This is a genomic window from Actinoplanes sp. NPDC049118 (genome assembly GCF_040648555.1).
GTDB lineage: Bacteria > Actinomycetota > Actinomycetes > Mycobacteriales > Micromonosporaceae > Actinoplanes.
Genome location: NZ_JBEZDY010000001.1, coordinates 244,367 through 258,107, shown reverse-complemented (window position 1 = coordinate 258,107; position 13,741 = coordinate 244,367). Strand labels below are relative to the sequence as shown.

Below are 13,741 nucleotides of genomic sequence, written 5' to 3'. Positions count from 1 at the left end.
AGATGTTCGCTGCGATCCTTCTCTTCGCCGCGGTTGTGGGCATCATCCTGTTCATCGCGGGCCGCTTCGGCGGCCGCCGCGGTGACCGGATCGTCGCCTATTCCTATCTCGCCCCGACGCTGCTGATGCTGCTCGTCGGGCTCGTCTATCCCGGCATCCGCACCATCTACGAGTCCTTCTTCGACGCCGCGGGCGACCTGTTCGTCGGCCTGGACAACTACAAGACGATCTTCACGGACAAGGACCAGCTGACGGTGCTGACCAACACCGCGGTGTGGGTCCTGCTGACGCCGTTCGTGGCCACCGCGATCGGCCTGCTCTACGCCATCCTGGTCGACAAGGCCCGGATGGAGTCGTTCGCCAAGGCACTGATCTTCATGCCGATGGCGATCTCGTTCGTCGGCGCCTCGATCATCTGGAAGTTCGTGTACGCGTACCGCCCCGACCAGGCCAACGTGAAGCAGATCGGCCTGCTGAACCAGATCGTGGTCTGGCTGGGTGGCACCCCGCAGACGTGGTTGATCGACTGGCCGGTGAACACGCTCCTGCTGATCGTGGTCATGATCTGGATCCAGGCCGGCTTCGCGATGACCGTGCTGTCGGCGGCCATCAAGGCGATCCCGGAGGACATCATCGAGGCCGCCCGCCTCGACGGCGTCGGCCCGTGGGGCATGTTCCGGTTCGTCACCCTGCCGGCCATCCGCCCGGCCGTTGTCGTCGTGCTGACCACCATCGGCATCGGCACGCTGAAGGTCTTCGACATCGTGCGCACGATGACCGGCGGCCAGTACGACACCAGCGTCATCGCGAACGAGTTCTACAGCCAGAGCTTCCGCAGCGACAACCAGGGACTCGGCTCGGCGCTCGCGGTGCTGCTCTTCGTGCTGGTGATCCCGATCGTCGCCTACAACATCCGGCACATCCGCCAATCGGAGTCGCTATGACCACCGCCGCCCCGCCGAGTGCCTCACTCGCGCTCGAGGCCGAGAAGCCCACCGCCGCGGCCATCGCCAAGAGGAAGCTCACCTCCCCCTGGGCCTCGCTCGCGGCGATCGTCATCGCAGTGCTCTGGACGGTGCCGACGTTCGGGCTGCTGGTGTCGTCGTTCCGCCCCGAGCGGGCCATCAAGACGACGGGCTGGTGGACGTTCTTCACCGACCCGGTGGTCACGATGGACAACTACAAGGCCGTGCTGGACTCGCAGGACGGCGCCGGCCTCGGCGCGTTCTTCGTGAACTCCCTGGTGATCACGATCCCCTCCGTGATCATCCCGATGAGCCTCGCCTGCCTGGCCGCGTACGCGTTCGCCTGGATCAGGTTCCCGGGCCGCAACATCCTGTTCCTGGCGATCTTCGCCCTGCAGATCGTGCCGCTGCAGGTCACCCTGATCCCGCTGCTCACGCTCTACGTGGACGCGGGCCTGGCGAACACCTTCTGGACGATCTGGCTGTCGCACTCGATCTTCGGCCTGCCGCTGGCGATCTACCTGCTGCACAACTTCATGAAGGAGATACCGGCCGGTCTGCTCGAGGCGGCCCGGGTGGACGGCGCCGGGCACGTGTCGATCTTCTTCCGGGTGCTGTTGCCGCTGATGCGGCCGGCCCTGGCGGCGTTCGGCATCTTCCAGTTCCTCTGGGTGTGGAACGACCTGCTGGTCGCGCTCACCTTCGCCGGCGGCGGCGACGCCGTCGCCCCGATCACCGTCGCGCTGGCCAACCTCAGCGGCACGCGCGACACGGCGTGGCACCTGCTGTCCGCGGGCGCCTTCGTCTCGATCATCGTGCCGGTAACGATCTTCGTGCTGCTGCAGCGCTACTTCGTCCGCGGCCTGCTCGCGGGCAGCGTCAAGGGCTGACCGTCACGGCTGGGGGCCCGTGACCGCAACGGCGGTCGCGGGCCCGTCGCCGTGTCAGCGCGGCACGCGCACCGGCGTCACGTGCCAGATGTCGCGGCAGTAGTCGCGCACGGTGCGGTCGGCGGAGAAGAAGCCGCTGCGCGCGGTGTTCAGGATGGACATGCGGGCCCAGTCCTCCGGGTCGCGCCAGGCCCGGGCCACCCGATCCTGGCAGTCCACATAGGCCCGGAAGTCGGCCAGCGTCAGGTACTCGTCGCGGTGCACCAGGTCGTCGGCGAGCTCCCGGTCCCACCCGGCGACGGTGTCCACCACCTCGCGCAGCTCCGCGTCGCGCTCGTAGTACTCCCGCGGCCGGTAGCCCCGCCCGCGGAGGGCGGCCACCTCGGCGGTGTCCAGGCCGAAGAGGAAGAAGTTCTCCGGGCCGACCCGGTCGCGGATCTCGACGTTCGCGCCGTCCAGCGTGCCGATGGTCAGCGCGCCGTTGAGTGCGAGCTTCATGTTGCTGGTGCCCGAGGCCTCCTTGCCGGCGAGGGAGATCTGCTCGGACAGGTCCGCGGCCGGGATGATCAGCTGCGCCCGGGACACGTTGTAGTCCGGCAGGAAGACCATCTTCAGGTACGGCGAGACGGCCGGATCCGCGTTGACCATGTCGGCGACCCAGTTCGCCAGCCTCATGATCCGCTTGGCCACGTAGTAGCCGGGTGCCGCCTTGCCGCCGAAGACGATCGTGCGGGGCACCACGTCCGCGACCTCGCCCCGCCTGATCCGGTGGTAGAGCGTCACCACGTGCAGCACCCGCAGCAACTGTCGCTTGTACTCGTGGAACCGCTTGATCATCACATCGCAGAGCGCGTCCGGATCGAGGACGACAGCGGTCGCGGCCCGGGCGTGCTCGGCCAGGTCCAGCCGGTTGAGCCGCTTGACCTCGCGCCACCGCCGCCGGAACTCCGGATCGCCGGCGGCCGGCTCCAGGCGGCTCAGCCGGTCCAGGTCCGTCAACCAGTGGTCGTCGCCCAGCCGCTCGGTGATCAGCTCGGCGAGCCGCGGATTGGCGAGCCGGACGAACCGGCGCGGCGAGACGCCGTTGGTGACGTTGTGGAAGCGGCCCGGCCACAGGTTGGCGAACCCGTGCAGGGTCGTGGCGGCGAGCAGCCGCGAGTGCAGCTCCGCGACGCCGTTGACCGCCGAACTGCCGACCACGGCCAGGTGCGCCATCCGGATCCGCTGTTCCGCGCCCTCCGCGATGATCGAGAGCTCGCGCAGCTTGGCGTCGTCACCGGGATAACGGTCCGCGACCTCCTGCAGGAAGTGGTGGTTGATCAAGAAGATGATCTCCAGGTGCCGCGGCAGCAGCCGCCGCACCAGCGCCACCGGCCAGGTCTCCAGCGCCTCGGGCAGCAGCGTGTGGCAGGTGTACGCGAACGTGCGCCGGGTGATCGACCAGGCCCGGTCCCAGTCCAGGCCCTCCTCGTCGACCAGCATCCGCATCAGCTCGGCGATCGCCATGACCGGATGGGTGTCGTTGAGCTGGATCACGACCTTGTCGGCGAAGGCGTCCCAGTCGCTGTTGCAGAGCCGGAAACGCCGCACGATGTCGCGCAGCGCGCAGGTGACCAGGAAGTGCTGCTGCTTGAGGCGCAGCTCGCGGCCGAGCTCGGTGCTGTCGTCCGGGTACAGGACCTTGCTGATGTTCTCGCAGCGGACGATCTCCTCGACCGCCTCGCCGTACTGGCCGGCGCCGAAGTGGGACAGGTTGAAGGACTGTGGACTGGCCCGGGCCTTCCACAGCCGGATGATGTTGACCGTGCTGGTCCCGTACCCGGGCACCAGCATGTGGCTCGGCTCGCCCAGGACGATCTCGCCGGGCACCCATCTGCGGCGTACCCCGTCGAGCGCCTCGGTGTGGCCGTAGAAGCCGACGGTCTGCTGGTCGTCGGAGGCGTGGAACTCCCACGGGTTGCCGTAGAAGGTCCAGTCGTCCGGGTGCTCGACCTGTGCGCCGCCCTGGAACTCCTGCTTGAAGATGCCGTAGTCGTACCGGATGCCGTAGCCGACAGCCGGGATGTCCTGCGTCGCCATGGCGTCCAGCAGGCAGGCGGCGAGCCGGCCCAGGCCGCCGTTGCCGAGGCCCGGCTCGACGTCGAGGGCGTCCAGCTCCTCGCTCGACAGGCCGAGGGCGGCGAGCGCGCTGCCGGCGCACTCCCGGGTACCGGAGTAGAGCAGGTTCTGGTCGAGCTGCCGGCCGAGCATGTACTCGGCGGACAGGTAGTAGATGAACCTCGGGTTCGCCTGGTAGTGCGCGGCCGCCGTCCGGATGTACCGGTCGACGAGCCGGTTCCGGACGGTCAGCGCCAGCGAGTGGTACGCGTCCTGCGCGCTGGCCGACTCCAGCGTCGTACCGCGCTGGTAGTAGAGGTTGCTGAGCAGCTCACGCCCGAAGTCTCCGGGCGTCGTGCCGGAGTGCGTCGTTGCGTAGGTCACGGCAGTTGTTCCCTCCCGGGCGGTGGCGGTTGGCCATTCCTCGACGGTCTCACGGGGAACGCCGACGGTGATCGTAAACGCCTCGCTCGGCGGCGCCGAACGAGGCGTTCGCCCGGGTTCCGCCCCGGGGCCCGGTGTGCCTGTCGTCCGGAGTGGAATCGGTGCCCGGGCGGGGCTGGAGGTGACGCTGTTGCGCCGGGGAACGATGGGGCCGGCGCGGAGCTCCGGGCGGTCAGGCCGCCGGGCGGGGCGTGGCGGCGAGGGGCAGCGTGACGGTGAACGTGCTGCCGTGCCCCAGCCGGGACGAGACGGTCACCGTCCCGCCGTGTTCGGTCACGATGCCGCGGACGATCGCCAGCCCCAGGCCCGAGCCCTGCACCGCCTGGTCCATCGCGTTCGCGGCCCGGTGGAACGGCGTGAAGAGCCCGGCCAGGTCGCCCTCCGGGATGCCGATGCCTGTGTCGGCCACCGTCAGCACCGCGCTGGCGCCCTCGGCGCGCAGCCGGTAACGGACCTCGCCGCGATCGGTGAACTTCACCGCGTTGTCCAGCAGGTTGCGCAGCGCCCGCTCCAGTTGCCGGGCGTCGGCGTCGACCCAGACCTGTTCGGCCTCGCCCGTCAGCGCCGTCCCGCGGCCGCGGGCGAGCGGTTCGAACTCCGCGTGCAGTGCCGCGATGACCGCGTACAGGTCGACGCGGACGGCGGGGGCGCCGACCGGGCCGTTCGCGCGGTCCAGCAGCAGCAGGTCCGCCACCGTGTCGTGCAGTCGGCGGGCGTTGCGCAGGATCGCGCCGACGCCACGGCGCTGCACCGGTGACAGCTCGCCCGCGTCGCCGTCGGCGAGCATCTCCGCGTAGCCGAGGATGCTCGTCAGCGGCGTGCGCAGTTCGTGCGTCACGGTCGCCACGAAGGCGCCCTTGCGCTCGTCGAGCGCCCTCAGCTCGCGGATCAGCCGGGACTGACGGCGGTGCAGGCGCTGCCGGCCGACGGCGTGGTCGATCTCGCGGGCCACCTTCGCCAGCAGGCGCCGCTCGTCGGCGGTCCACTCCGGGCGGTCGTGGCGCAGGACGTAGATCAGCCCGGGCGATGAGCCGGCGTCGCCACCGACGGGCACGGCCAGGGCGCCCCGCATGTGCGGGACCTCCCGCGGTGTGCCGGACTCGCCGGCGAGGATGTCGTGGACGGTCCGCGCGGACAGCGACGGCGCGGTCGCGGGCCAGCGGACGCTGATGCCGTCGAGGTCGCCGGAGTCGGCCGGGACCATGCCGTGCACGGCGTCGGCGCCCAGCGCCTCCCCGATCAGCGCGGCCACCCTACGGGCGGTCTCGACCGGGTCCGCGTTGTCACGCAGCGCGGCGGCGACCGCCTGGCGCAGGTCGGCTCCCGCGACCCGGACCTCGCCGGCGGCGGGCGCCGGCGCGGTCTCCGCCCGCGGTTCGGGCCCGCGGCCGAGCACGGCGGACAGGCGGGTCAGCATCTCGAACATGTCAGGCGCCCGGGAGGGTGAAGGAGATGGTGGTGCCCACGCCGCCGGGCGCGGCGCCGGCCCAGATCCGGCCGCCGTGGCGTTCGACGATGCGCTGGCAGGTGGACAGGCCGATGCCGTGCCCGGCATGGCTGCGCGGGCCGACCCGGGCGAACATCTCGAAGACGCGGCGGCGCTGGTCCGCTGGGATGCCGATGCCGTTGTCCGTCACGGTCACGAGCCAGTCGCCCTCGCGGCGCTCGGCCGCGACCTCGATGCGGCACGGCCGGGCCGGGTCGCGGTACTTGATCCCGTTGCCGATGAGGTTCTGCAGCAGCTGGCGCAGCAGGGTCGGATCGCACGCCAGGGCGACCTGCGGCGAGCTGATCCCGATCGTGGCGCCGCTCTCCCGGACCCGGTCGCCGAGGTCCAGCAGCGCCTGGTCGACGGCCGCACCGAGCTCGGCGTTCGCGTGCTCCCGCGGCTCGCCGCCCACCCGGGCGTACGTCAGCAGGGCGTCGATCAGGCCCTGCATGCGGCCGACCGCCCTGGCCGCGCCGTCGATCCACCCGCCGGCCCGCTCGTCGAGCACCTCGGCGTAGTAGTCGGCGAGCAGGTCCAGGTACCCGCCGACGACGCCCAGCGGCGAGGCAAGATCGTGGCTGACCACGGCGGCGAACTGCTCCAGCTCGCCGTTGGAGCGCAGCAGCTCGGCGTGGGCGAGCTCGAGGGAGCGCCGCCGGGCGCGGTCGTCGGTGACGTCGGCCATCGCCACGACGGCGCCGACGACGGTGCCCTCGGAATCGGTAAGCGACCGGCCGCCGGAGACCACGTGCCGGTCCGGGCCGCCGGGCGGCCGGATGATCAGCTCCGCGCCGCTGACGGCGCCGTGGTGCAGGGCCCGGAGCAGCGGCACCTCGTCGCCGGTCAACGGCGTCACGCCGTCGGTGCGGAAGAGCCCGTAGGCCGCCGCGAAGTCGTCCGGCGCGACGGACGGATCGGCGTCGCGGCCGTGCAGGTCCCGGCCGGCCCGGTTGAACAGCGTCGGGCGCCCGGCGGGATCGGCGGCGATGATCGCCACGTCGACGGTCTCCAGGACGGCGTCGGTGAACTGCTTGCGGGCCTCGGCGACGGCGGCGAGCTCGCCGTTGATCCGGGCCTGCCGGCGGCGCTCGAACAGCGCGAGGACGACCCGGGCGAGATCCTCGAGCCGGGCGATCTGCTCGTCGCCGAGCTCGCGCGGCACGGAGTCGAAGACGCAGAGCGCGCCGAGCGCGTGGCCCTCGGGCGTGACCAGCGGGGCGGAGACGTAGAAGCGGACGTTGCCGAGCCGGCCGTCGACCCACGGGTTGTCCTTGTACACCGGATCCGCGGCCGCGTCCGCGACCCAGACGAACCCGCCCTCGCGGAAGTGGACGGCGCACATGGAGTCGGCGCGCGGCGAGTCGGCACCCGCGAAGCCGGTGCTGGTGAGCTGGCACTGGCGGTTCTCATCGATCAGGTTGAGCACCGCGGTGGGCACCCCGGCGACCATCGCGGCGACCCGGACGACCGCCTCGAGCTCGTCGTCGGCGGGGGCGTCGAGCACGCGGTACCCGTGCAGCGCCGCGAGGCGCTGCCGCTCGTCTGTGCCCACCGGCCCCCCTACATCCCTCATGTCCGACTCACCGACGAGAGGTATTTCGGCAGTGGAAACGACGACTTGAAAGATGCGCCCCGCACTCGTTGAGCGCGGAATTCCCGCGGCCGGCCGGATGGCGCAGAGCCGGGCCGGCGGTGCCTGCGCAGGCGGCCCGCCGGCCCGGGTGATCGCGGCCGCTCCCCGTTGTTACAGGTCGTCCGAGCCCTCGCTGGGGCTGACCTCCGGGGTGGGGTCGGCGCTGTCGGTGGGGCTGGGCGTGCCGGTGGGGCTGGGCGTCACGTCGGTGCTCGGCGTGACCTCGGGGCTGGGTGTGACCTCCGGGCTCGGCGTGACCTCGGGGCTCGGGGTCGTCGTCGGGCCCGGCTTCGGCCGGGTCGCGCTGATCCGCGCGGCGGTGTAGACGGCGCCGACCCGGGTGCCGGTCACGGCGATCCGGGAGCCGGCCACGATGCCCTCCACGGTCGTGCGCCGGCCGTTGACCACGACCCGGGCGCCCGCGGGAACGTTCACGGTGATCGTCTTCCGGCGGACGTCCTTGGTGCCGGCCTTGGCCAGCAGCGTCACGGTGCCGGCCTCGGCATCGACCGCGGTGACCTTGCCGTTGGCGGCGAAATGGACCCGGGCGGGCTTGCTCGGCTTGCCCGGCTTACCCGGCTTGCCGGGCTTGCTCGGCCGGTCCGTCTTGGTCGGCTTGGGCCCGGCCTTGGAGGTCGCGGCGCTGTGGGAGGAGGGCGAGGCCAGGGCCACCGCGGCGCCGGAGACGGCCGGGACGACGATCCCGACTGCCAGGACGGCGGCGACAGCGGTACGGGGCAGACGCATGTGGGCGATCTCCTTGCTCGGGGGAAGCCCACAGCCTGCGGACGCCGGGGTGCAGGCCGTGTCGCGTCCGGTTGCCGCACGGTTGCGAAAGCGGCGCCGACCGGAATCCGAGGTGGACGATCGACTCAGGCGACACCTGTGAGCTTCCTGAAAGTTGTTACCGATCCGTAACTTACGTTCGCACGCACGTGTGGTGACCGTCACTGCCCCACCAGTTGGTCCGATTAGACACCTTAGATACGCATCCTTTTGCCGCAGGTCCGAGCCGCCATCACCCTCCGCAATCGGCCGGACGGCCGATCGAGTTACCCGCCGGTAGTGAAGCCCTTGTCTCGACCCTCCGGTGGGGGCAACATTTCCCGCACGTTAAGGACGGTCGCATCGATTGGCCTGGATACTGCCGGCCGGCCCGGCGTTACCCGCGACGCGTGCCGGATGACGGCGCGGCCGCCGCCGCTCCCGCTTTCCACAGGAGGACCCGTGAAGGATGCCCAAGGCGATCCGGCCGACGGCCGCACCAACTGGCGCCGTTTCGCCGTGGCGGTAGCGGTACCCACCGCCGTCGCCGGTGCCCTGGTCTTCGGCATGGCCAACGGCGCGTTCGCCGCCACGTTCGCCGTGTCCGGCCAGTCGTTCAAGATCTCGGCCGACCGGCTCGAAGGCACCGGTTTCGCCCAGTACGGCGGCACCGTCGAGACCGCCGACGGCCGGTCGATCCCGGTCGCGATCTCCGGCATCGCCTCGGCGAGGCTCTACAACCTGTGCCAGTCGGTCAAGGTCCCGAACCTGCCGGTCAGCCTCACCATCCGGGCCGGCCGAGACTCGGACAGCCCGGCGAAGGCGACGAACCTGTTGATCGGGGTCAGCGAGCTCAGCGGCGACGCCGAGTTCACCGACATCAACATCGGCCAGGACGCTTCGACCCTCGGGCTCGGCGGCAAGGACGCACACGGCAAGCGGGGCGACTTCGGCCAGGAGGCCAAGCAGGTCACGATCACCGGCCTCACCCAGTCCGCGCTGTCGACCACGGCGGGCACGTTCACGCTCACCGGCCTGAACATGAAGATCAACCTGCCGGGCAGCAACGGCAAGCCGCCGGAATGCTTCTGATGTAGACGGAAGGCCCGCGGGAGTGCACCGCCCGCGGGCCTTCATCATTCCGGGGGCCAGGCACCACTTTCTCTGGAGGAGTACGTGGCAACAGCAAGTACGTGGTGGAGCACCTTCCGCCGCTGGCGACGAGCCCGGCCGTTCTGGGGCGGTCTCCTACTCCTCATAGCCGGATTGGAACTGTTTCTCAGCGCCAACCTGACCCTCGGCGACCTGCAGGTCCACTTCGGTCCCGAGGGCTTCCTGTCATACCTGCTCCCGCTGCTGCTCATCCTGTGCGGCGTGCTGACCTGGGTAACCCCGGGCCAGCGCCTCTTCTACGGCGTCCTGGGGCTGCTCACCGCGGTCTACTCGCTGATCGGCCTGAACCTCGGCGGCTTCTTCGCCGGAATGCTGACCGGCATCATCGGCGGCGCCCTGGTGCTGGCGTGGGCCCCCCGCCGGCCACGGACGCAGACGCAGACCACCCCGGCGCCGACGGAGCCGCGGGAGCCGCCGGTTACGCAGGTGCCTGGGGAGCCGCTCGAGCGGCGCGACCCGGGCACCACGATGATCGTGCCGGGGTTCAACGCCGAACCGGAGGGGCAGCACCGGGCCGTGCCCCGGCCGCGCACCCGGCGGTATCCCGAGCCGGACCCGCCGCAACCGCCGCCCGACGGCTTCCACCGCCGGGCGCTGGCCATCACGCTTGTACCGCTCACCCTGACGGCGGCCGTCCTGATCGCCGGCAGCCGCACCCCGGCCCGGGCCGAGCCCGACTGCCCCGAGGGCCTGCCGTCGCGCCCGGCCGCCGCCGCGAAGAAGGAATCGACCCGGCCGTCGCCGGCGAAGACGGCCGAGAAGAAGAATTCCCCGGAGAAGAAGGAGTCCCCGGAGAAGGAGTCCCCGGAGAAGGAGTCCCCCAAGCCGAGCGCCGCCACCGGTACGTCCGCACCGGCGTCCCCCGCGCCGGCGGAGACGGACGACAACACGGGCAACCCCATCGTCGACGGGTGGAACGGGTTCGTCGACGGCATCGGCGACCTGTTCGGCGTCGGCGACGAGGACGAGGCGAGCCCCGCACCGAGCCCGTCGGCGGGCCCGTCCGGGAGCCCGCCGGCCGGCGACCCCTCGGAGCCGGCCACCTCACCGTCCGGCACCCCCGGGGGTCCGGGTTCCCCCGCGCCGGGCTCCGCACCGGGCTCCGCGGCTCCCTCGCCGACGCCGAGCCTGCCGGACGTGCCCTGCCTGGGCCCGCGGGTGTTCAAGCAGGCCGGCCCGGACGACGTGCCGGTCATCTCGCTCAAGGGCGGCACGCTCGAGACCGCGTCGCTCACGATGTACGACTCCACATACGACGGAGTGACGCAACTTTCGACGGCGGAGGGCACCGTCGCCGCCCTGAAGTTCAGCATGACCAAGGCGGTGAACAAGCCGTTCAGGCTGACGGTCCCCGAGGCGGGCGGCCGGACCACCCAGATCGACAGCAAGGAGCTGTCGACCGAGGGGAACGTGCGTTTCTACACGCCCTCGTTCAAGGGCAAGCTGTTCGGCGTCATCCCGGTGACCTTCACGCCGGAGTCGCCTCCTCCGCTGACCCTGCCCGTCCTGTGGTTCACCGACGTCGAGATCAAGCTGGCGTTCGTACGCTGCGACAGGCTGAAGGGCCGCCCCCTGGTGCTCCGCGAGAAGGCGTGAGCGGCAGGATGGCCGGATGGACCTCGACACGGGCGCCGGCCTGCTGCACCGCCTGACCTCGTACACGCCGGACCGCGAATGGGACGTGCCGGTCGACGATCCCCGGGTGCGCCACGACCTCGTGCCGAACGACCCGGAGACGGTGCCGCCGCCGGCCAAGGGATATCCGGACGCCCTGCCCCGGCTGGCCCTACCGCGCGAGCTGCCCGAGCCCGGCATCGCCGCGACCGCCGTGCTGGCCGGCGGCGCGGGCCCGGCCCGGCAGCTCGACGCGGCCCAGCTGGGCCGGGTGCTCTTCCTCGGCGCGGGCGTCGTGCGCACCGCGCAGCGCGGCGGACGCCGGATCCTCTACCGCGCCGCCGGCTCGGCCGGGGCGCGCTTCCCGCTGGAGCTCTACGCGAGCACGCGCGGCGTACCGGGCATCCCCGACGGCGTGCACTGGTACGACCCGGAGCACCACGCGCTGATCACCGTCGGCCCCGCCGCCGCCGGAGAGGTCACCACCGTCGTGGTGACCGGAATCCCGTGGCGCACCGGCTGGCGGTACGCCGAACGCGGCTGGCGCCACCTCTACTGGGACGCCGGCACGCTGCTGTCGCAGCTGCAGGCGGCGGCGTCGAGCGCCGGACTCGCACCGCGGCTGCGCACCCTGTTCCCGGACGCGGCGGTCCGCGACCTCGTGGGCGCGGACGGCGTGCACGAGTACCCGCTGGCGCTGCTGTCGCTGGGAGACGGCGATCCGGCGATCACGGCGACCGGCCCGGCGGTCGCCGGCGAGCTGCCGCGGGTGGAGCTGCCGCTGTGCACGCAGGCGCAGCGCGCGGGCGAACGCGATGAGCTGGGCGCGCCGTGGCCCGAGGCGCCCGCGCTGCCGGAATGGCCGGAGTCGTCCGGCATCGACGCGGTCATCCGCAGGCGCGGCTCGCAGCGGCGCATGGACCCGTCCCGCACCCTGCCCCGGCGGCTCCTGGAGTGGCCGATGGCCGCCGCGATGCGCGGCATCACGGTGCCGCACTGGGTCGCCGTGCACGGCGTCGACGACGTGCGGCCGGGCCTGTACCGGTGGCCCGATCTGGCGACGCCGTCACCGGCGGCACCGCTGCGCGCCGAGCTGCTGCGGATCGGCCTGGACCAGTCCCTCGCCGGCGATGCGGCGTACGTCGCGGTCGCCGCCGCGCCACTGTCCGGGCTGGACGACCGCGGCTACCGCGACGCGCAACTCGCGGCCGGCGTGGTCGAGGGCCGGCTGCATCTCGCCGCGTACGCCCTCGGCGCGAGCGCCTCGGGCATGACGTTCCTGGATTCGGAGGTCCCCGCTCTGCTCGGTGAGCCGGAGGACCTCGCGACGCTGATCTTCACGTGCGTCGGCGTCCCGCAGTACGCCTCGCGGGCGGGCGGCGCGCCGGGTGCACCGGTCGAGGTCCGCCCGGTCATGCCCCGGCTCGGCGGCTAGCGACCCGGCGAGGCGGGCCGCGAAGCCCGCCTCGCCACGTCTACCTGTTACGCCTTGACGCCGGGCTCGGCGTCGCTGTTCTCCTCGTCGCCGTTGCTCTCCTCGGAGTCGCCGGGCTCCTCGCCGCCGTCGTTGATCTCCTCGGCGCGGTGCCGGGCCGCGGAGCGACGCCCCGTGGTGACCAGGATCAGGCCGACGATCAGCAGCACGGCGCCGAGCACCGCCAGCCCGATCGGCAGGTACCGGCTGATCAACAGCACCTGGCTCTTCGTGTCACCGGCCGACTGGACGTTGTTGCTGACGGTCTTGTCGGTGTAGACGAAGCTGGCCTCCAGCAGTCCGGTCGGAGCGCCGGTGTTCGGGACCAGGGTCTTCTTCTGCACTTCCTGACCCTTGATGAAGACACCGCTGACCGGCTCCACCCAGATGGTGCGGGTGTTGCTGTAGGTCACCTGGCCCGAGGTGGCGCCCGGCGCGAAGTTGCCGAGCAGACCCGACACCCGCTCCGCGGAGAGGTTCAGCGGGGTCTCGGGGATGACCTGCTGGAAGCGGTAGGTCTCGAGGCCCTTGATGGTCTCCGTGCCCTGGAACTGGATCGGCAGCGCCTTGCGCAGGTCCCGGTCGAAGTACTGGTAGTCCTTCTTCTCGGTACCGAACGGGAACTTGTACAGCTGACCGGCGAAGACGGCCGTCGAGTCGCCGGTCGGGCCGGCGTCCTGAAGGAACTGGTTCTTCCACTCGACCGCGGCGGCGGTGTCGCGGTCGATCGCCAGCTGTGCCTTGTACTGCGTCACCATGAAGTTCTGCTCGACCCAGGTGACCGTGCCGTAGCCATTCCAGACGACGGCCTCACCCTCGAGGTCGCCGGTAATCTCCGATTCAGTGAGGTCGGGCCGGGGCTGTATCTCGGTGACCGATTCCAGCGTTCCGGTCTGAATCGCGACGACCGGGGTGTCGCCGCCCTTGGTCTGCAGGAACCGAGCGTTCTCGGCCCTGGCGACGGTGTTACGCAGGCAGCCGGACTGCGTATCGTTCTTGCACATGGCCAGGTCGTACGGTAGACGCGCAACGGCGGGTGCAACGTAGAACGCACATCCGGCCGCGACCACCACGACGAAGACGCCGATGCCAAACAGCACGGCGCCCAAGCGAGCCTTCACAGATCCTCCCCAATGAGACTGTCGGCCGGTATCCCAGGAGCGGTCCGATCGCCAATAATGGGCGCAGGTTACTCGC

General features: G+C 71.4%; 10 protein-coding genes. 5 read left to right on the top strand and 5 right to left on the bottom strand.

All coding sequences use genetic code 11. The features are described from left to right. Positions 1-2 precede the first annotated feature (2 nt). On the top strand, positions 3-944 hold the full coding sequence (locus AB0B58_RS01110) for a sugar ABC transporter permease (protein WP_360216212.1): 942 nt from the start codon (positions 3-5) through the stop codon (positions 942-944). Beyond that, positions 941-1,855, top strand: coding sequence for a carbohydrate ABC transporter permease (locus AB0B58_RS01105; RefSeq protein WP_360215390.1), 915 nt, complete (start codon positions 941-943; stop codon positions 1,853-1,855). Before AB0B58_RS01110 ends, AB0B58_RS01105 begins: the two co-directional genes overlap by 4 nt. Positions 1,856-1,909: 54 nt before the next feature. Here AB0B58_RS01105 and AB0B58_RS01100 read toward each other — a convergent pair whose 3' ends face one another. The 4 genes from AB0B58_RS01100 to AB0B58_RS01085 all read right to left on the bottom strand — a co-directional run bounded on the left by AB0B58_RS01100 (position 1,910) and on the right by AB0B58_RS01085 (position 8,265). Then, a complete protein-coding gene (locus AB0B58_RS01100; protein ID WP_360215387.1) occupies positions 1,910-4,336 on the bottom strand; it encodes a glycogen/starch/alpha-glucan phosphorylase in 2,427 nt (808 codons plus the stop codon). A gap of 232 nt (positions 4,337-4,568) precedes the next feature. Next, on the bottom strand, positions 4,569-5,822 hold the full coding sequence (locus AB0B58_RS01095; protein WP_360215384.1) for a HAMP domain-containing sensor histidine kinase: 1,254 nt from the start codon (positions 5,820-5,822) through the stop codon (positions 4,569-4,571). A 1-nt stretch (position 5,823) separates the two neighbouring features. After that, positions 5,824-7,437 carry an ATP-binding protein gene (locus AB0B58_RS01090; protein WP_360215381.1) on the bottom strand — a complete coding sequence of 538 codons (1,614 nt, stop codon included), beginning with the start codon at positions 7,435-7,437 and terminating at the stop codon, positions 5,824-5,826. Between the two features lie 192 nt (positions 7,438-7,629). Beyond that, positions 7,630-8,265, bottom strand: coding sequence for a hypothetical protein (locus tag AB0B58_RS01085; protein WP_360215378.1), 636 nt, complete (start codon positions 8,263-8,265; stop codon positions 7,630-7,632). 480 nt (positions 8,266-8,745) lie between these two features. Between AB0B58_RS01085 and AB0B58_RS01080 the strand changes: the two genes are divergently transcribed. The 3 genes from AB0B58_RS01080 to AB0B58_RS01070 all read left to right on the top strand — a co-directional run bounded on the left by AB0B58_RS01080 (position 8,746) and on the right by AB0B58_RS01070 (position 12,505). Then, positions 8,746-9,375: a DUF6230 family protein gene (locus tag AB0B58_RS01080; RefSeq protein ID WP_360215375.1), complete on the top strand. Its 630-nt coding sequence runs from the start codon at positions 8,746-8,748 to the stop codon at positions 9,373-9,375. 84 nt (positions 9,376-9,459) lie between these two features. Then, a complete protein-coding gene (locus AB0B58_RS01075) occupies positions 9,460-11,052 on the top strand; it encodes a DUF6114 domain-containing protein (protein WP_360215372.1) in 1,593 nt (530 codons plus the stop codon). A gap of 16 nt (positions 11,053-11,068) precedes the next feature. After that, positions 11,069-12,505: a SagB/ThcOx family dehydrogenase gene (locus AB0B58_RS01070; protein ID WP_360215369.1), complete on the top strand. Its 1,437-nt coding sequence runs from the start codon at positions 11,069-11,071 to the stop codon at positions 12,503-12,505. Positions 12,506-12,552: 47 nt separating this feature from the next. Here AB0B58_RS01070 and AB0B58_RS01065 read toward each other — a convergent pair whose 3' ends face one another. Further along, positions 12,553-13,665 carry a DUF3068 domain-containing protein gene (locus AB0B58_RS01065; protein ID WP_360215366.1) on the bottom strand — a complete coding sequence of 371 codons (1,113 nt, stop codon included), beginning with the start codon at positions 13,663-13,665 and terminating at the stop codon, positions 12,553-12,555. Positions 13,666-13,741 lie beyond the last annotated feature (76 nt).